Origin of the sequence: Rhodococcus rhodnii NBRC 100604 (assembly GCF_001894925.1) — a bacterium.
Lineage (GTDB): Bacteria > Actinomycetota > Actinomycetes > Mycobacteriales > Mycobacteriaceae > Rhodococcus_F > Rhodococcus_F rhodnii.
This window is the reverse complement of sequence record NZ_BCXD01000015.1, coordinates 28,779-48,915: the sequence shown is the minus strand read 5'-3', so window position 1 is coordinate 48,915 and position 20,137 is coordinate 28,779. Positions and strand designations below refer to the sequence as shown.

At 71.4% G+C, this 20,137-nt stretch carries 10 protein-coding genes (1 of these 10 running past the window's edge); 6 read left to right on the top strand and 4 right to left on the bottom strand.

What is annotated here, in order from left to right; translation table 11 throughout:
* Position 1: 1 nt before the first annotated feature.
* From RR1_RS12605 to RR1_RS12585, 5 genes are read left to right on the top strand one after another with little or no spacing between them, the layout of a single operon-like run.
* A complete protein-coding gene (locus RR1_RS12605; protein ID WP_040772431.1) occupies positions 2-2,119 on the top strand; it encodes an acetyl/propionyl/methylcrotonyl-CoA carboxylase subunit alpha in 2,118 nt (705 codons plus the stop codon).
* Positions 2,116-3,282 (top strand): acyl-CoA dehydrogenase family protein, encoded by a 1,167-nt coding sequence (locus RR1_RS12600; RefSeq protein WP_010837262.1) that lies wholly within the window; start codon positions 2,116-2,118, stop codon positions 3,280-3,282. Before RR1_RS12605 ends, RR1_RS12600 begins: the two co-directional genes overlap by 4 nt.
* Positions 3,279-3,764, top strand: coding sequence for a MaoC family dehydratase (locus RR1_RS12595; protein ID WP_072713635.1), 486 nt, complete (start codon positions 3,279-3,281; stop codon positions 3,762-3,764). The genes RR1_RS12600 and RR1_RS12595 overlap by 4 nt, the downstream gene beginning before the upstream one ends.
* Positions 3,761-4,588 carry an HpcH/HpaI aldolase/citrate lyase family protein gene (locus RR1_RS12590; RefSeq protein WP_010838348.1) on the top strand — a complete coding sequence of 276 codons (828 nt, stop codon included), beginning with the start codon at positions 3,761-3,763 and terminating at the stop codon, positions 4,586-4,588. Before RR1_RS12595 ends, RR1_RS12590 begins: the two co-directional genes overlap by 4 nt.
* Positions 4,585-6,597, top strand: coding sequence for an acetoacetate--CoA ligase (locus RR1_RS12585; protein WP_010838347.1), 2,013 nt, complete (start codon positions 4,585-4,587; stop codon positions 6,595-6,597). The genes RR1_RS12590 and RR1_RS12585 overlap by 4 nt, the downstream gene beginning before the upstream one ends.
* On the opposite strand, the gene RR1_RS12580 is transcribed toward RR1_RS12585, so the two are convergent.
* Genes RR1_RS12580 through RR1_RS12565 form a run of 4 tightly spaced genes read right to left on the bottom strand, consistent with a single transcriptional unit; the run spans position 6,569 to position 10,947 of the window.
* Complete coding sequence (locus tag RR1_RS12580) at positions 6,569-7,540, bottom strand: diiron oxygenase (RefSeq protein WP_307718146.1); 972 nt, start codon at positions 7,538-7,540, stop codon at positions 6,569-6,571. The genes RR1_RS12585 and RR1_RS12580 overlap by 29 nt on opposite strands.
* Complete coding sequence (locus RR1_RS12575) at positions 7,537-8,433, bottom strand: prephenate dehydrogenase/arogenate dehydrogenase family protein (protein ID WP_010838345.1); 897 nt, start codon at positions 8,431-8,433, stop codon at positions 7,537-7,539. Before RR1_RS12575 ends, RR1_RS12580 begins: the two co-directional genes overlap by 4 nt.
* Entirely contained in the window at positions 8,430-10,622 is a 2,193-nt protein-coding gene (gene pabB, locus RR1_RS12570) for an aminodeoxychorismate synthase component I (protein ID WP_010838344.1), read from the bottom strand. Before pabB ends, RR1_RS12575 begins: the two co-directional genes overlap by 4 nt.
* A 1-nt stretch (position 10,623) precedes the next feature.
* Entirely contained in the window at positions 10,624-10,947 is a 324-nt protein-coding gene (locus RR1_RS12565; RefSeq protein ID WP_010838343.1) for a chorismate mutase, read from the bottom strand.
* A 475-nt stretch (positions 10,948-11,422) separates the two neighbouring features.
* Here RR1_RS12565 and RR1_RS12560 point away from each other — a divergent pair, with 475 nt between their 5' ends.
* On the top strand, positions 11,423-20,137 hold the 5' portion of the coding sequence (locus tag RR1_RS12560; protein ID WP_010838340.1) for a non-ribosomal peptide synthetase. It continues 25,071 nt past the right edge of the window; the window shows 8,715 of its 33,786 coding nt (coding positions 1-8,715); its start codon is at positions 11,423-11,425; the stop codon falls past the right edge of the window.

The following is a 20,137-nucleotide window of genomic DNA, read 5'->3' as shown; positions in this document are numbered from 1 at the left end:
GATGACGGAGAACAGTCCCCGCACCTTCGGCGACCGCCCGTTCGAGTCGGTGCTCGTCGCCAACCGCGGCGAGATCGCGGTGCGTATCATCTCGACTTTGCGCCGCAAGGGTATTCGGTCGATCGCTGTCTACAGCGATGCCGACGCCGACGCACGTCACGTGCGCGAGGCCGACGAAGCAGTGCGGCTCGGCCCCGTACCCGCCCGGCAGAGCTATCTCGACGTCGACGCCGTGCTCGGCGCAGCTCGCCGGACGGGGGCGTCGGCGATCCATCCCGGCTACGGCTTCCTGTCCGAGAACGCCGCGTTCGCCGCGGCGTGCGCCGACGCGGGGATCGTGTTCGTCGGACCGCCGGCCGCGGCGATCGAGGTGATGGGCGACAAGATCACCGCGAAGTCGACGGTGTCGGCCTTCGGTGTCCCCGTCGTCCCGGGGATCGCGCGCCCCGGACTCGGTGACGACGACCTGATCGCCGCGGCCGAGGAGATCGGCTATCCGGTGCTCGTGAAGCCGTCCGCCGGTGGCGGGGGCAAGGGCATGCGCGTCGTCACGGGTGCCGAGGATCTACGCCCGGCGCTGATCTCGGCCCGTCGTGAGGCGGCGTCGGCATTCGGCGACGACACGTTGTTCCTCGAACGATTCGTCCAGCGGCCCCGGCACATCGAGGTGCAGATCCTCGCAGACGCTCACGGCGCCGTCGTGCACCTCGGCGAACGCGAGTGCAGCCTGCAACGCCGCCACCAGAAGGTGATCGAGGAGGCGCCGTCGCCCCTGCTCGACGCCGCGACGCGCGAGCGCATCGGCGCCGCGGCCTGCGACACCGCACGCAGCGTCGACTATCGCGGTGCCGGCACCGTCGAGTTCATCGTGTCGGACGACCGCCCCGGCGAGTTCTTCTTCATGGAGATGAACACCCGCCTCCAGGTCGAGCACCCGGTCACCGAGATGGTGACCGGAATCGATCTCGTCGAACAGCAACTGCACATCGCGGCGGGCCGTCCGCTCGCGATCGCACAGTCCGACGTCGTGATGCGTGGTCACGCGATCGAGGCTCGTGTCTATGCCGAGGACCCCACACGGGGCTTTCTTCCCACGGGCGGAACGATTCTGGACGAGTCGCTCGCGAGCGACCCGGAGCGAGGGGTTCGCGTCGACTCGGGTGTCGCCGCCGGGACGGTGGTGACGAGCGACTACGACCCGATGCTCGCGAAGGTCGTCGCCCACGCGGACGACCGTGACGCGGCGCTCGACGGACTCGACGCCGCCCTCGGGCGGACGACCGTCGCGGGCGTCGTGACGAACATCGACTTCCTCCGGTACCTGCTCGCCGCTCCGCGGGTGCGCTCGGGTGAACTCGACACGTCGCTGCTCGATGCGATCGCGGGGGAGTACCGCCGCGAGGAGCCGCCCGCCACGGGTGTCCTCGCCGCAGCGGTCGCGGCGTGGTGCGAGGGCTTCGACGCCGCGCGCGACGGCGGGCCGTGGGATCGGCGGGACGGCTGGCGGATCGGCGCTCCCGCCGCGACGACGTATCGCCTCGCGGTCACCGGTTCCGGCGGCGAGCGCGCCGTGCGGGTGGCGCTCACGGGGAACCCGTCGTCCGCGACAGCCCGGATCGGTCCCGACGACGATCCGGCGGAGGCCACGTCGCACACGCTCTCGGCCACGAGTGCGCCCCGCGGCCCGGGCGTGCACGTGTCGCTGGTCGTCGACGATCACCGCACCGAGTGGGGCGTCGTCGCGGACGTCGACCGGATCTGGCTGACCGGTGCCCGGGCGACATGGGTGCTGCGCCCGCTTGCCCGTGAGCGGGCACTGCGCGAGGAGACACACAGCGGCGACGCGGAACTCGTCGGCCCGATGCCCGGCACCGTCGTCTCGGTGCCGGCCCTGGCGGGAGCGCCGGTGCGCGCCGGCGACGTCGTGCTCGTCGTCGAGGCGATGAAGATGGAACACCCGATCACGGCACCCGTCGACGGAACGGCCGAGATTCTCGTCGCGGCCGGCGATCGTGTGCAGGTCGATCAGGTTCTCGCGCGCATTCTGCCGCCCGCACCGGAGGCGAGCGGGACCGAGCCAGACAACGCGACAACGACACCCGAGGGGATCGCATCATGAGCGAGACGTATCTGTGCACCGGTCAGCTGCCGGACCACTACCAGCAGCTGGTCAAGTCGGTCGCGGACTTCGCGACCAGTGTCGTCGCACCGGTCGCCGCGAAACACTATGCCGAGCACACCTTTCCGTACGAGGTCGTGGCCGGGATGGGACAGATGGGGCTGTTCGGCCTGCCGTTCCCGGAGGACTGCGGCGGGATGGGCGGCGACTACTTCGCACTGTGTCTCGCACTCGAGGAGCTCGCCAAGGTGGACCAGTCCACCGCGATCACGCTCGAAGCGGGTGTGTCGTTGGGCGCCATGCCGGTCTTCCGCTTCGGGACCGAGGAGCAGAAGCAGCGCTGGCTGCCCGAGCTCACGGCGGGACGCGCCATCGCCGGATTCGGGCTGACCGAGCCCGGTGCGGGCAGCGACGCGGGGGCGACGGCGACGACGGCACGCCTCGACGGCGGGGAGTGGGTGATCGACGGCGCGAAGCAGTTCATCACGAACTCGGGCACGGACATCACCTCGCTCGTCACCGTCACGGCGGTCACGGGGAAGCGGGACGGCGGCCGCAAGGAGATCTCGACGATCCTCGTCCCCGCCGGCACACCGGGATTCACGGTCGAGTCCGCCTACGACAAGGTCGGATGGAACTCCTCCGACACCCACCCGCTCACGTTCGACGGCGTCCGCGTCCCCGAAGCGAATCTGCTCGGCGAACGCGGCCGCGGCTACGCGAACTTCCTGCGCATCCTCGACGAGGGCCGTATCGCGATCGCGGCGCTCGCGACGGGCGCGGCACAGGGCTGCGTCGACGAGTCGGTGAAGTACGCCCGCGAGCGCGTGACCTTCGGCCGCCCGATCGCCGACAACCAGGCGATCGCCTTCCAGATCGCCCGGATGGAGGCGCGCGCTCACACCGCGCGCGCCGCCTACTACGACGCCGCGGCACTCATGTTGTCGGGCAAGCCGTTCAAGAAGGCAGCGGCGATCGCGAAACTCGTGGCATCGGAGGCCGCGATGGACAACGCACGTGACGCGACGCAGATCCACGGTGGCTACGGATTCATGAACGACTACCCGGTCGCCCGTCACTACCGCGACAGCAAGATCCTCGAGATCGGCGAGGGAACCACGCAGGTGCAACTCATGCTCATCGCGCGGGAGGCGGGGCTGTGACCGAGCGGATCACGCAGCGGGGACTATGGTTCGACGAGTTCGTCGTCGGCGCCGTCTACGAGCACCGGCCGGGCCGCACAGTCACCGAAGCCGACAACGTCCTGTTCACGACCCTCACGATGAATCCGCAGGCGCTGCACCTCGACGCAGCGTACGCGGCGACGACGGAGTTCGGCCGCCCGCTCGTGAACTCGATGTTCACGCTGTCGACGCTCGTCGGGCTCTCGGTCGCCCAGCTCACGCAGGGCACGCTCGTCGCGAATCTCGGGTTCTCCGAGATCGCCTTTCCCGCACCGCTGTTCCACGGCGACACCCTCTACGCCGAGACGCTCGTCGTCGACAAGCGACCGTCGCGCAGCAGACCGGGGCAGGGAGTGGTGACGCTCGCGCACACGGGGCGCAATCAGGACGGCACCGTCGTCGCGACGGCACAGCGCTCCACGCTCGTGCGCACGACTCCGGAACCGGAGGCCGCGTCGTGACGGCCCGGCTGTGGCTGCCCGGTCCCGCGTGGCTGTTCTGCCCCGCCGACCGGCCGGAACGGTTCGGCAAGGCGGCCGCCGTCGCGGACGTCGTGATCCTCGACCTTGAGGACGGCGTCGGCCCCGGTGCGAAGGATGCCGCGCGGCGGGCGGTCGCGGCGTCGGACCTCGATCCCGAACGCACCGTGGTGCGGGTCAACGGCATCGACTCGCCCGAGCACACCGTGGATCTCGCGATGCTGGCGGACACCCCCTACGAGCGGATCATGCTGCCCAAGGCCGAGAGCGGGGCTGCCGTCGAGGCACTCGCGCCCCGTGAGGTGCTCGCGCTCGTGGAGACGCCGCTCGGCGCGCTCGCCGTGCGCGAGATCGCCGCAGCGGGGCCCACGATCGGCGTCATGTGGGGCGCCGAGGATCTCGTCGCGTCCCTCGGCGGCAGCGCGAGCCGCGACCGCAGCGGAACCTACCGCGACGTCGCCCGCACGGTCCGTTCGCTCACGCTGCTCGCGGCGAAGGCCCACGGCCGCCTGGCTCTCGACGCCGTGCACGTCGATCTCGAGAACGACGAGAGCCTGGCGGCCGAGGCGGCGGACGCCGCGGCGACCGGCTTCGACGTCAAGGTGTCGCTGCATCCGCGGCAGGTCGACGTCGTGCGCCGCGCGTTCGCGCCCGGTGACGACGAGATCGACTGGGCCGAGAAGGTTCTCGATGCGGCCGCTGGGCAGCCGGGCGCGTTCCGCTTCGAGGGCGCGATGATCGATGCACCGGTGCTGCGGCATGCCGAGCGCATCCTGCGGTCGGCCCGGCGAGGGGACCTGCCGTGACGGCCGAGCCCGAACTCCTCTGGACACCGCCCGCCGGCGGGACGCCCGCGGTCGAACGGTTCGCGGCCGCGGCCGCGGAGCGGTTCGGCGCCCCCACCTCCACCTCCGAGCCCGCCCACGACTACGCCGCGCTGTGGCGGTGGAGCGTCGAGAACCCGGCGAGCTTCTGGGGGCTGCTCGCGCAGTGGTGCGGGATACGGCTGCACGGTGAGCACTCCGTCGTGCTCACCGACGACGACATGCCCCACACGCGGTGGTTTCCCGGCGCCACGATCAACTACGTCGAGCAGGTGTTCGCGGGCCGCGACCTCGATGCCGTCGCCCTCGTCGCGGCACACGAGGACGCCGCCGACGTGCACCTCACGTGGCGCGAGCTGCAGGGGCGCGTCGCCTCGCTCGCCGCGGTGCTGCGCGAGCGCGGCGTGCGCGCGGGCGATCGGGTCGCCGGCTACCTGCCGAACGGGCCCGAGGCCGTCGTCGCCTTCCTCGCGGCGGCCTCGCTCGGTGCGGTGTGGGCGGCGTGCGGTCAGGACTACTCCGCGCCCGCGGCGCTCGATCGGCTCGGTCAGCTGCGTCCCGTCGCCCTCGTCGCCGCGGACGGCTACCGCTACGCCGGCAGGTGGCACGACCGCACTGCCGAGGTAGGGGCGCTGCGGGACGGGCTCACCGGCGTCCACACCGTCGTGCTCGCCGGGCACACCGGTGACGACCCGGATCGGGTGGACAAGGACGTCCTGGACTGGACCGCCGCGACATCGCGCGACGAGCCTCTCGACCCCGTACTCGTACCGTTCGATCACCCGTTGTGGGTGCTCTTCTCGTCGGGCACGACCGGTAAACCCAAGGGCATCGTCCACGGTCACGGCGGCGTCGTGCTCGAACACGTGAAAGCACTCGCCCTGCACTGCGATCTGGGGGAGGGCGACGTCCTGCTCTGGTACACGAGCCCGAGCTGGATGATGTGGAACTTCCAGGTGGCGGGCCTGCTGGTCGGTGCCACGATCGTCACGTACGACGGCAGCCCCTTCCATCCGGGCCGCGGCGGGCTGTGGTCGCTCGCGGGCCGTACCGGGGCAACGCTGCTCGGCACGAGCCCCGGCTACGTTCTCGCGTGCATCAAGGACGAGGTCGATCCGGCCGAGTGCATCGCCGCGGCCGGCGGCGACCCGGCGGTGCTGCGCACCGTCGGCATCACGGGTGCGACGCTGCCGGCCTCGTCGGCGCGATGGCTGCAGCATGCGATCGGGGAGCGTGCGCAGATCGCGTCGATCTCGGGCGGGACCGACGTGGTGTCCGCGTTCGTGGGCGCAGTGCCGACGGTTCCGGTGTGGGCGGGTGAGATCTCGGCCCCCTACCTGGGTGTCGCGCTCGATGCGTTCGATCCCCACGGCACCCCCGTTCGCGGCGAGGTCGGCGAACTCGTGATCCGGGCGCCGATGCCGTCGATGCCCGTGTGCTTCTGGGACGACTCCGACGGAACACGCTATCGCGACGCCTATTTCGGCGCGTATCCCGGCGTGTGGCGGCACGGCGACTGGATCACGATCACCGACCGGGGGTCGATCGAGATGCACGGACGCTCGGACGCCACGCTCAACCGCGGCGGCATCCGGATGGGCAGCGCCGACATCTATCAGGTGGTCGAGTCGATCCCCGAGATCGCCGAGGCACTCGTGCTGGGCGTCGAGGGCGACGACGGCGCCTACTGGATGCCGCTGTTCGTCGTGCTCGCGCCCGGAGCCGAGTACACCGACGCGCTCGGGGAGACGGTCGCGCAGGCGATTCGCAGCGAACTCTCGCCGAGGCACGTTCCCGACGAGATCGTCGTGGCGCCGGGCATTCCGCACACGCGGACGGGCAAGAAGCTCGAGGTTCCGCTCAAACGGCTGCTGCAGGGGGCCGACCCCGCGGCCGTCGTGGACCGCACCGCGATCGACGACGGCGCGCTGCTCGACTGGTTCGTCGACCGCTACCGGGAGGTCACCACTCCCAGTCGAGACGACCGGTGATGCCCAGATCGTCGGCGAGCGAGCGGATGCCGCTGTAGTCCTGGACGAGACGGCCTGTCGCCGTGTCGGTCTCGACGTCGCGGATCATCGCGTCGTTCAGGCTCTCGGTGTGCAGGACCGCCCGCCAGGTCGTGTAGTCGTTGCTCGTGAACGCATCCATCGCGTCGACGAGCGCGTGCTCGAAGTGAGTGCGCTCGTCGGCCGTGAGCGTGTCGTACACGATCGCCGCGGCGTCGGCGGTGATCGAGGCGTGGCAGTACTCGTCGCGGTTGTGCAACCGGACCGTCGCGCGGTGGAAGGGCTGCACCACGGGATCGTCCGCGAACAGGTCGAGGTACGTCGTGATGGAGATCTCCGCGACCGTCGTGTAGGCGAGAGAGGTGATCGAGCCCGCCCGCTCGTCGGTGCAGCGGCTCAGCGCCACGGACCGTCGTCGTGCCGACTGTGCCTGCGGCAGAATCCAGTTCGGGAGCGGCCAGCCGCGGTGCGTGCGGGTGAACTCGCTGCCGCCGTGGTGCATCAGCGTGTGGTACTGCTCGTCGACCATCGACTGGTACACCGCGATGCCGAGATCGCCGCTCACGCCTGCCGCGAGCCGATCCTGGGCGAGGACGTCGAAACCCGGTTCGACGACGCAGCGTTCGACGTCCATGACATTCTTGTTGAACGAGATCCAGGCCCACGCGCGGATGCGTCGCCGCTGTTCCTCGTCGTAGGCGAGGTACGCAGGATGCGCGCCGAAGGGCAACAGCGAGTCGGGATAGTCCTGCAACTCGGGGTCGAACGCCTCGGCGGCAGGGTCGAGGTCGCGCTCCGCGCGGCGCACGGTCGCGCGCCTGCCCCACGTCCGTGCGAGCCGCGACGCGACGGCTGACTCGACGGGGTCGCCCGGGCGAGGACGGGGCATACCGGCCGGGAGTGCGCGTTCGGGCTCGTCCGTCACGGCGTCCTCCCCGCATCCGTGAGCATCGCCGCCGCGGTCTCGGCGAGTCGGTCGCGTGCGTCGCCCAGCCCCTGCGCGGCGGACCGGACGAACTCGGTGAACTCGTCCGGATCGTCGGACACCGATGCTGCGTCGAGTCGCGACACCGCCGCGGCCAGCGCCGATCTCGCGGCGGCCGCCGCGGGGCCCGCATGCTGAATGTCCCGGTACACGTGCGGATTCGCCGACGTCACGCGCGCGAGCAGCGCGCTCTGTGCGACGAACGGCGGCAGTGCCAGTGCGAGCAGATCGCCGGGGTCGAGATCGAGGTCGGCCAGCGCGGCGCCGAACGACAGGATCGTGGCGTGCGTCAGTGCCTGCAGGGCACCGCACAGGTCGTCGTGCTGCTGCGGCTCGACCGTGATCGCACGCGATCCTGCCCCCGAGAACAGGCCGGTGGTCCAGTCGAGCGCCGCGGCGTCGTCCCGGTACCGGACGACCGCCACGGCGCGGCCGCGCGGATCGAGCGTCGGGGCGAACATCGGATTCGCCCCCACCGCACGCACACCGGGCATCCGCGTGAGTGCCGCGGCGTAGGGTGCCTTGACCGACAGCGTGTCGAGCACGACGGTCTCGGGGCGCAGTGCGTCGGCGAGGGATGCCACGGCGTCCAGTGCGACCGCCTCGGGCAGTGCGAGGACGACGACGTCGGCGGCCGCCGCGAGTTCGGCGGCGGGATCGGAGAAGACGTCGGCGCGGACCGCGACGATCCCGGGCTGCACGGCGACGGCATCGACGTCCACCGTCGTCGTCGCGATGCCGCGTTCGGCGCACAGCCGCGCGACGAACGCACCGACCGCACCTCCGCCGAAGACGGCGGCGCGGCGTGGTGCGAACGGGTCGGCTGCCGTCACGATCGGGCGTCCCGACGTGCGGCGAGCTGTTCGCCGAGCGCACCCACCACGCTCGTCGCCTTCACGATCGTCTCGGCGAACTCGTCGTCGGGATCGGAGAGCGCGGTGATGGCCCCTCCCACACCGAAACTCACGTCGTCGCCGTCGACGACGAGGGTGCGGATGACGACGGACAGATCGGCGGCGCCGTCGAGTGAGAGGAAACCGATGGAGCCGGAGTAGATTCCGCGCGGTCCGGCTTCGAGCTCGTCGATGATCTCCATCGTGCGCAACTTCGGAGCGCCGGTCATCGAACCGCCCGGGAACGCCGCGCGGATGGCGTCGACCGTCGACACGCCGTCTGCGAGCCTGCCCCGCACCGTCGAGACCAGTTGGTGCACCGTCGAATACGTCTCCACCCGGAACAATGCGGGAACGTGGACCGAGCTCGGGACGCACACGCGGGAGAGATCGTTGCGTGTGAGATCGACGATCATGAGGTTCTCGGCGATCTCCTTCTCGGTCGACGTGAGCTCGTCGCGCAGGGCCTCGTCCGCGGCCGCATCCCGACCGCGGGGCCGAGTCCCCTTGATGGGCTTCGATTCCACGGTGCCGTCGGCGCCGACCCGCAGGAAGCACTCGGGGGACGACGACAGGACCGACAGCTCGCCGAACCGGAGATAGGCGCTGTACGGGACGGGGCTGAGGGCGCGCAGGCGCGTGAACGTGTGCAACGGCTCGATCGGTGCACCCTCGACGTGTGCGGCGTTCGTCAGGCACACCTCGTACGACTCGCCGAGCCGGATGGCGTCCTGCGCCGCGCGGATGGCCGCGAGATACGCGGGGCGGTCGTGCAGGAGCCGGACACCGGCGTGATCGACGGCACCGGTCTCGGACGCGGGCGCGAGCGGGGTCGCCGGCGGCTCGGTCGTGCGGGTGGGGAGGCCGGCGAGACGGGCGGAGACCGCATCGAGCCACGCGTGCGCGTCGGCGTCGTCCGGGCCGCTCGACAGACACGCCGCCGTCGCGACACCGCGATCGTGGTCGAGCAGCACGACGCGGTCGGCGAACACGAGGCCCGCATCCGGCGTCGGCGCGTGGTGGCGCGGCGCTGCCGCGCCCGTGAGTGCCTTGAGTTCGTACCCGAGCCAGCCGACGTAGCCGAGCGCGAACGGCAGCCCCGGGAGCGGGTCGACGGCACGGGCGGCGATCTGCCCGGCCAGATAGTCGAAGAGATCGGCGTGGATGCGTTCGTCGGGCAGCCCGGCGCGTTCGACGCGCACGACGCGATCGGCGACGTCGTACGTCACGAACTCCGCACGCGGCCCCGACGTATCGCCGAGTATCGACACGCGTGATCCGGGGGCGGCGTCCACCCGGTCGAGCCAGAACGCGTGGGTGCCGCCGGCGAACAGGGCGTCGAAGACGGCCGCGGGATCGAGGTCGACGGCGGTGCTCCGGGTGAGCGGAGTGGCCGCGCGGGGCGGCCGGGGTGCAGGAGCGGGTACCGGCGGTTCCGGCGAGGGTGCCGTGCGCCGGGGGCTCGTCCGCCGGCTGTTCGTGTGCCGGTTGTTCGTGAGTATCGACAGGTCACGGAAGTTCGCGAGCAGCTCGCGGCCGTACCCGCTCGAGATCGACTCGGGGTGGAACTGCACGCCCCATCGGGGCAGGTCACGGTGCTCGATTCCCATGACGACGGTGCGATCTCCCTCGGTCGTCCACGCCGTCGTCCGAAGGTGGTCGGGGAGATCGTCGACGACGAGCGAGTGGTATCTCACGGCGGCAAACTGCTGCGGGATCCCCGCGAAGAGGCCGGCGCCGTCGTGGCCGACGCTCGATACGCGGCCGTGCATCGGGCGGTCCGCGAGCCGGACGTGGCCGCCGTACGCAGTGGCGATCGCCTGATGGCCGAGACACACTCCGAGGACCGGCAGCGTCGTCTCGCGAATCAGCCGGGCCCCGATGCCGATGTCGCGCGGGCGCGTCGGGTCCCCGGGACCGGGGGAGACCACGATGTTGTCGAACCGAGCGAGGTCGAGTTCCTCCGGCGGGTGGTCGTTGCGGACGACGGTCGGCTCGGCGCCGTTGACCTCGGTGAGCAGCGTGAAGAGGTTGTAGGTGAACGAGTCGTAGTTGTCGACGAGGAGCGTCGCGACCGGCCGTCGTGACGCGGGCGCCGGGCGCGCGCCCGTGCGATCCGGCGACTGCACGTCAGGTCCCCCCGCGGGCGATCGCCTCGCGCTCGACGCGCGACGCCTCGGCGATGAGCAGGGTGTAGAGCGCGCGGGCGAACTCGGCGGACATGCCGTGGCCGAGCGCGTACCGCTCGGCACGTTCCGTGACACGTGCGGCCCGGCCCGGTTGCGACACCGACAACGCCGAGCGCGCCTTGACGTCGGCGATCCGGCGAGCGATGTCGAGTCTGCTGGACACCGCGTCGAGCAGCTGCCGGTCGACGGTGTCGAGGGCGGCACGCAGATCGTTGAGCGCGACGTCCGCCGCTGCCTCGGCGCTCTGGGGCGTGGGCGGATTCATGGCTTCCCTCTCGGCGGTACGGAGTCCGTCTCTCGCTGGCGCTCCACGGCTGCGGGGCTCCACGGCTGCGGGGCTCGACGGCTGTGGTTTCCCATCCGGTCGCGTGCCCACTCCGAATCCCTCGTCGGGAAGAGTGCCGATGTTACAGGAGCTGGTCGGATGCGATTCGAGTGGGAAGAGGGCGTGATCGTGGGGCGTCGATGTGCTACGCTCTTCCGACGCGATCGTATCCCTTCTCACCTGCGAGTTCGCGCGGAACCTGCTGATTGTTCGCATTTTTGGACGAGCGACCAGATGAAGATGGCGCAATTGTCACGGGAATCACCGTCTTTCGCGTGAGGTCACCGTCGTCGCAGGTGAAAGACGTTGTGTATCAGTCCCTGTGGCATGTATTGGAAATACGGGTAACACATGACGAGAATGGGTCGATATGCCTCGATGTCGTGGAGAAGGGTCCGGGTCCGCCGCTGCGCGGATGCGGTCTCACGGCAGCGGCACGATCGGCATCGGAGGAACGGGAGGCGCGTTGACGCAGTCGGGTATCGTCGGGGACTCCACTGCGCACGCCGAGGTGGACGTGTATCCGCTCTCCGCAGGCCAGCGAGGCATGTGGTTCGCGCAGCACGCACTGGGCGCCACGCCCCTCGTGATCGCGCAGTACATCGAGTTGCACGGGTCGGTCGACGTCGATCTGCTCACCGAGGCCGCGGTCAGGTCCGGCCGCGAGTTCGGTACCGGCTTCCTGCGCATCGTCGAGGTCGACGGTGAACCGATGCAGACCGTCGACGGCACGATCCAGGACTCGATCACGGCGGTCGACCTGAGCGGCAGCGAGGACCCGGAGGCCGCAGCGCACGAGTGGATGCGCGGCCACTGCAGCGAACCGCTCGACCTGCTCGAGGACCGCCTCGTCCGGATGTACGTGCTCCGCGTCGACGAGCAGCGTCACTTCTGGTACGCCCGGATCCACCACATCGCCCTCGACGGCTTCGGCGCGATGGCCATGATCAACCGTGTCGCCGAGATCTACACGGCTCTCGAGGCGGGCCGCGAACCCGCGCCCGCGCGCTCGATGGGACTCCGCGAGATCGTCGAGGACGACCATCGCTACCGCGAATCCGCCCGCTTCGCCGCCGACCGCGAGTACTGGCTCGAACGCATCGACGGGCTCCCGAATCCGCCGTCGCTCGCCGGTCGCGCGGCGGACCCCGCCGACACGGCGATCGTGGCCTCCGGACTCCTCGGGGATGCCGCCACGCTCGACGCCGCGGCCACACGTCTCGGCTCCGCGTCGGCACCCGTGCTCGTCGCGGCCTTCGCGGCCTACCTCGCGGACCTGACCGCGCAGACCGACGTCGTGCTGAGCCTTCCCGTCTCCGCCCGCACCACCGCGGTGCTGCGGCGCTCGGGCGGCATGGTCTCCAACGTCGTGCCGCTGCGGCTGCGCGCGGGCGCCACCGACACGGTGGGCGAACTCGTGCACGCCGCGCAGCTCGAACTCACCGGTGCCCTGCGCCGCCAGCGGTACCGCACCGAGGACATCCGCCGCGACCAGGGCCTGGGCGCGGGCCGGCGTGGACTGTTCGGGCCGTCGGTGAACATCATGATGTTCTCGAACGAGGTCGAACTCGGGTCCGTCGTGGGCACCCAGCACATCCTCACGACCGGGCCGGTCGACGACCTCTCGCTCAACATCTATCAGTCGAACTCCGGCCGGCGCGTCCACGTCGACTTCGAAGCGAATCCCACGCTCTACCCGCGGGACGAGCTCGCCGCGCACCACGGCCGGTTCACCCGGTTCCTGCAGCGTTTCCTGGACGCCGGGCCGGACACCACGCTCGCGCACCTGCCGGCGGTCGACGCGGACGAGCACGCGCAGCTCGTGCACGGCTGGAACGGCGAGGACGCTCCCGAACCGGAGGACGTCTCGGACCGCCTCTGGGCGGCCGTCGCGACTCACGGCGAGGCACGCGCACTGACGGAGGGCGACACCGACCTCGACTACCGCGGGTTCGCGGACCGCGTCGCCGCGTTCGCGGCGGCGTTGCGCAGCCGCGGTGTGGCGCCCGGCGACCGAGTCGCGATGATGCTGCGACGCTCGATCGACGCGCTCGCCGCGTTCCACGCGATCCTGGACATCGGCGCCGTGTACGTCCCGGTCGATCCCGACCATCCCGAGGACCGCATCGCGTACCTGCTCGGCGCCGCACGGGCGTCCGTCGTCGTGTCCGACACCGTCGACTCGCCGGGCGACGCACCCGTCGTCACGCCCGCGGACGCCGACGCCACGAATGCCGACGAGCATGCCCCCGCTCCCGTGCGCCGCGCGGATGCGCCCGCCTACATCGTCTTCACGTCGGGATCGACGGGCAGGCCGAAGGGCGTCGTCGTCTCGCGGCGGGCACTCGCGACCCAGATCGACTGGATGATACGGAGATTCGCACTCTCGTCGTCCGACGTCGTTCTGCAGAAGACCCCGTTCACGTTCGACGTCTCGCTGTGGGAGATGTGTGCGCCGCTGCTCGTGGGTGCGCGTCTCGTCGTCGCCGAGCCGGGCGGCCACCGCGACCCCGATCACCTCGCCGACCTCGTCGCGACCGAACGGGTCACACACATCTCGTTCGTTCCGTCGATGCTCGCGGCGTTCACGAGCGTCGTCCCGCGCGAGGCGCTCGTGTCGCTGCGCGCCGTGCTGGTCGCGGGGGAGGCGCTGCCCGCACCGACGGTGCGCGCGCTCGCGGCGCTGTGCGACGCCGAGATCCACAACCTCTACGGGCCCACCGAGTTCACCGTCCACGCGACACACGCCCACGTCGATCCGTCGTCGGAGGGCGCGGTCCCGATCGGTGACCCCGTCGCCACCACCCGCGCCTACGTTCTCGACGGCGCCCTGCGGCCCGTACCTCCGGGTGTCGCGGGTGAGCTGTATCTCGCGGGCGGCCAGGTCGCGCACGGTTATCACGATCGGCCCGGGCTCAGCGCCGAGCGTTTCGTCGCCGATCCGTTCGGCGACGACGGACTGCGGATGTACCGGACCGGCGATCTCGTGCGCTGGTCGACGTCGGGCAGCCTGATCTACGTGGGGCGCACCGACTTCCAGGTCAAGGTGCGGGGGCAGCGCGTCGAGGTCGGTGAGATCGAGGCCGTCGTCGCCGGTCACGACGCGATCGATCACGTGGCCGTCGTCGCGCACGACGCCGCGGGCAGCACCCGGCTCGTCGCGTACGTCGCGCCCGCCGCGGGCACCGCACCGAGCGCCGAGGACATCCGCCGGCATGCGCGAGAGCGGTTGCCCGCGTACATGGTTCCCGATGCCGTCATGATGCTCGATCGGCTGCCGACGAGCGCGAGCGGAAAGGTCGATCGCCGGGCGCTGCCCGACCCGGTCTTCGAGATCGAGGAGACCGAGTACGTCGCGCCGCGGGACGAGCGGGAAGCCCTCGTGGCGGAGCTCGTCGCCGGGTTGCTCGGCGTCGAGCGCGTCGGCGCCACCGATTCGTTCTTCGCGCTGGGCGGCGACAGCATCACGTCGATCCAGCTCGTCGCTCGCGCGAGGGAGGCGGGGCTGCGGCTGCGCGCGAAGGACGTCTTCGAGCAGCGCACCGTCGAGGCGATCGCCCGCATCGCGGAGTCCGCCGAGCCGGAGCACACGCTCACCGAGCCGCCCGGTGGCGGGATCGGCAGCGCACCTGCACAACCCGCGGCGGCGTGGCTCGCGGAGCAGGCGCACGACGGTCACGTGTCCGCTGCCCGGAACGGGGACCGCCCGGCCGACGTCGACGGCGTCGGCCAGAGTGTCGTGCTCACGGTTCCGGACGACGTCGACCTCGATGCCGTGCGTGCCGTCGTCGGCGCGGTCGTGGCACGGCACGACGGTCTCCGTGCCCGGTGGGAGCGGACCGCCGACGGACTCACCGTCGTGACGGCAGCGCCCGGTGACGTGACCGCCGCCGTGCGCGAGACCGAGATCGCGGCCGCCGACCCCGCGATCGACACCGCCCCCTTCGCCGCGCTGCGCGACGCCGAGGCGGGCGAGCTCGATCCCGCGACCGGCGCCGTCGTCCGCGCGGTGCTCGTGACGGGTGGCGCACGGCGTTACGTCCTGCTCGTGCTGCATCACCTCGTCGTCGACGGTGTGTCGTGGCGCATCCTGCTCCCGGACGTCACGGCGGCATGGTTCGCGTACCGCTCGGGCGCGACGATCGAACTCGCACCCGTGACGACGTCGGTGCGCGCGTGGGCGATGGGCCTGGCCGAATTGGGCGCTTCGGGTGCGCGGCGCGGCGAACTGCCGATGTGGCAGGAGATCCTGGACGGTCCCGATCCCGTCGTCGGCGCGCGTCCGCTCGGGCCCGACGATCGCGCGGACTCGCTCGCACGCACGACGCTGCGGATCGCGCCCGAGACGGCGCGGCCCGTCCTGACGGCACTGCCGGACGCGCTGGGGACGGGCGCGGACCGCGTCCTCGTCGCCGCGCTCGCGATCGCGCTCGCGCGCTGGCGGGATGGCAGGGGCGACGCAGAGCGGTCGGTCCTGCTGCAGCTCGAGGGCCACGGCCGTGAGACGGATCTGCTTCCGGGAGCGGATCTGTCGCGCACCGTCGGCTGGTTCACGTCGGTGTATCCGGCGCGATTCGAGGTGCCCGAGGAGTGCCTCGGCGACCTCGGCCCGCAACGTCTGCTCGAGGTCGTCAAGTCGGTCAAGGATCGGCTCGCTGCGTTGCCCGACGGCGGCGTCGGGTACGGCATCCTGCGCTACCTCGATCCCGAGGCGGGTGTTTCGCTCGGGGAGCGGCGCTCGCCGCAGATCGGATTCAACTACCTCGGCCGCAGCGCGCCCGTGTCGGACGAACTCGTCGGCGTCGCATGGCTTCCCGAGCCCACGACCGGATTCTCGGGGACCCGCTCGCCGCGCGGCCCGGTGCAGCTGGCGCTCGACGTCATCGCGATCGCCGGCAACGACGGCGGACTCGTCGTCACGATGGAGCATCCGCTGGGCGTGCTCGGTGAGTCCGAGGTCGGCGAGATCGCGCGGCTGTGGCAGGAGACGCTCGCAGCCTTCGCGGCACTTCCGGTGGACGGGATCGGGCACAGCACTGCCGATTTCGGTCTGGTCTCGCTCGACCAGAGCGACGTCGACACACTCGACGAGCGGTACGGCGACTCCGGTGTCGAGGACGTGTGGCCGCCCACTCCGCTGCAGCACGGGCTGTACTTCCACAGCGTGCTCGCGGGCGAGGGCGAGCGGGCGGACGTCTACACGACGCAACTCGTCCTCGAGCTGACCGGCGACGTCGACGGGGAGCGGCTGCGCTCCGCCGCCGCGGCGCTCGTCCGGCGGCATCCGACGCTGCGGGCGGGATTCACGACGACAGCGGCGGGCGATCCGATCCAGGTCGTTCTGCGCGACGCCCCGCTCCGCTGGACCGAGCGCACCACGGCCGACGACGCCGTCGACGCGCTGCTCGCCGCCGAACGCGACGAGCGGTTCGATCTCGCGGATCCGCCGCTCGTGCGGTTCCTGCTCGCCCGGACCGGCCCCGAGAACACGACCGACGAGAACACGACGGACGAGCGTTCGGTGCTCGCCGTCACCGTGCACCACATCCTCGTCGACGGCTGGTCGATCCCGGTCCTCGTGCGCGATCTGCTCACCGAGTACGCCGGAGCGGACGCACCGCCCGCCGCGCCGTTCCGCGATCATCTCGCGTGGTTGCGCGAGGTGGACCGCGACGCGTCGCTCGACGTGTGGCGCGCCGAGTTCGACGGCATCGACGAGCCGACGCTCCTCGGACAGTCCTGGGAGGCTCCGGAACCCGGTGTCTCCGAATCCGAGTCGAGCACGGCGGAGATCGTCCGCGCCGTCCCCGACGGGCTGCTGGACGCACTCACCCGGACCTCGCGCGAGCACGGCGTCACGCTGCACACACTGCTGCAGAGCGCATGGGCGCTCACGCTCGGCCGGATCGCCGACACGGGCGACGTCGTCTTCGGCACCACCGTCTCGGGACGCCCGCCGCAGGTACCGCGGGTCGAGGACATGCTGGGCCTGTTCATCAACACGCTCCCGGTGCGCGTCCGGCTCGATCGGTCCGACACCGTGCGGTCGCTGCTGAGCCGCGTCGACGCGAGCCGGACCGCCCTGCTCGACCATCACTACGTCGGGCTCGCCGACATCGCCGCTGCGGTGGGCGTTCCCACCCTCTTCGACACGCTCGTCGTGTTCGAGTCGTACCCCGTCGACCGCGAGGCGCTCGCAGCGATGGGCGCGATCGACGGACTGCGCGTCGCCGACATCGGCGTCCACGACGCGACGCACTACCCGCTCGCGATCGTCGCGGTGCCCTCGCCCGAGTTCACCGTCACCGCGAAGTACTCGCCGGAGATGCTGGGCGACGAGTCCGTCCATCGAATCCTCGACGTCCTGATCGAGGCGCTGCACTCGCTGACCGGAGATCCCGACGCGCCGCTCGCGCGGGTCGGTGAGCCGCACGACGTCGTGCGTGATCTCGAGCGCGAACCGGGAGAGTCGCCGCGCACGCTCGCGGTGCTGCTCGGTGACGCTGCCGCGGCCGATCCGGAGGCGATCGCGGTCGTCGCGGACGGCGTATCGCTCACGTACGCGGAACTCGACGCCCGGTCGTCGGCGCTCGCGCGCGTGCTCGTGGACCGCGGGATCGGACCCGAGGACGTCGTGGCGCTCGGCATCGTCCGGTCGCTCGACTCGGTCGTCGCGACGTGGGCCGTCGCGCGCACCGGCGCTGCCTTCGTCCCCGTCGATCCGCGGTACCCGCGGGAACGAGTGCGGCACATGATCACCGATTCCGGTGCGGCAGTGGGATTCACGACGACCGAGCATCGCGGCGCGCTCCCGGACGACGTGCCGTGGCAGGTGATCGACGACGCCGACTTCGTCGGCGCGGTCGCGGACACCGACCGGTCGACCTTCCGGGACGACGAGCGGCTCGCTCCGGTGGACCCGGACAACCTCGCGTACATGATCTACACCTCCGGGACGACCGGCGTGCCCAAGGGCGTCGCCGTGACCCACCGGGGGCTCGCGGACCTCGCGGCGGAGCAGATCGAGCTGTACTGTCTCGACAGCGGTTCTCGCACGGCGCATTTCGCGTCACCGAGCTTCGACGCCTCGATCCTCGAACTGCTGCTCGCGGTGGCCGCACGCGCGACGATGGTGGTCGTTCCCGCCGACGTCTACGGCGGCGCGGAGCTGCACGCGTACCTCACACGCGAACGCGTCACGCACATGTTCCTCACGCCCGCGGCGCTCGCGACCGTCGAGCCCACCGGGCTCGGCGACCTCGCCGTCGTCGCGGTCGGTGGTGAGGCGTGCTCGCCGGAACTCGTCGCGCGGTGGGCCCCCGGTCGCCGGATGATCAACGTGTACGCACCGACGGAGTCCACGATCGTCCGCACGATGAGCTCGCTCGTGCCCGACGTCCCCGTCGACATCGGCGGCCCGATCCGCGGCACGGTGGTGCGCGTTCTCGGCCGCGATCTGCGCCCCACACCGTTCGGGGCCGTGGGCGAGGTCTATCTCGGCGGCTCGGGCACGGCGCGCGGCTACCACCGCAGGCCCGCCCTGACCGCAGCACGATTCGTCCCGGACCCGCTGGGCAGCGGCAACCGGCTGTACCGCACAGGCGATCTCGCGCGCGTGGTCGCCGATCCGCGCCAGGCGTCCGGCTACACGCTGCGCTACGCGGGACGCTCGGACTTCCAGGTGAAGGTCCGCGGTTTCCGTGTCGAACTCGGCGAGATCGACACCGCGATCGCCGCACTGGACGGCGTCGACTTCGTGACGACCCTCGCGCGCGAGGTGGATTCGCGGGGAACGCTGCTCGTCTCGTACGTGATGCCCGAGGCGGGTGCTCACGTGGACGCGGCGCAGGTCACCGAGCACGTCGCACGCGAGCTTCCGTCGCACATGGTCCCCGCCGCCGTCGTGATGCTCGACGCCGTGCCGCTCACTCCCGTCGGCAAGCTCGACCGCTCGGCGCTGCCCGAACCGCGCTTCGAGGCGCGCGCGGACATCGCGGCCGCCCGCACCGACACCGAGCGGATCGTCCTCGGCGTCGTGACGGACGTCCTCGGCACGACCGACCTCGGCGTCACCGATTCGTTCTTCGATCTCGGCGGCAACTCGCTGTCGGCGACCAAGGTCGTCGCGCGGCTGAGCGCCGACACCGGTGTGCACGTGGGGGTTCGAGACATCTTCGAGGCTCCGACACCCGCGGCGCTCGCCGAGCGCATCGACAGGAGCGTGTCGGCCGACACGGCTCCGAGCGTGCCCGGGCTCGTGCGCCGCGACCGGCCGTCGGCCATCCCGCTCGCGACGGCGCAGCAGAGCATGTGGCTCACCCACCGGCTCGACCCGCAGTCCGCGGCGTACAACATCCCGTTGCCGGTCGTCCTCCGCGGCGCACTCGACGTCGACGCGATGCGCGACGCCGTCCGGGACGTGCTGGAGCGGCACGAGGCGCTGCGCACCCGGTTCCCGGCCGGGGCGGACGGTCCCGTCCAGGTGATCGAGCCCGTGTCGTCGATCGACACGGCCCTCGCGGTGCGCGAGACCGCGGACGCCGACACCGAGATCGCCGCGTTCGTCGCCGAGCCCTTCGACGTCGTGGCCGCGCCGCCGGTGCGCTTCGGTCTGTTCGCGATCGGCCCGGACGAGCACGTCTTCGTGGCGGTCGTCCACCACATCAGCGCGGACGGCGCGTCGATGGCGCCGCTCGCGCGCGATCTCGTGACGGCCTACGCCTCGCGGACCGCCGGGACCGCGCCGTCCTTCGCGCCGCTGCCGGTGCAGTACGCCGACTACGCACTGTGGCAGCGCGAGCTGCTCGGCGACCCGAGCGATCCCGCGTCCTTCGCTGCACGCGAGATCGCGCACTGGCGTGAGGCACTCGCGGGTGCGCCGCGTTCGCTCGAGCTGCCCCGTGACCGCCGGGTTCCCGCACGCCGCACGTATGCCGGTGGTGCGGTGGACTTCTCGCTCGATCCTGCCGCCGCCCGTGCGCTCGACAAGCTCGGTGGCCCGCACGGCGCCACCCCGTTCATGGTGATGCACGCCGCGCTCGCGGTGCTGCTCTCGCGGCTCGGCGCGGGCGACGACATCGTGGTCGGCACTCCGGTCGCGTCGCGGCAGGCGCCCGAACTCGACGACCTC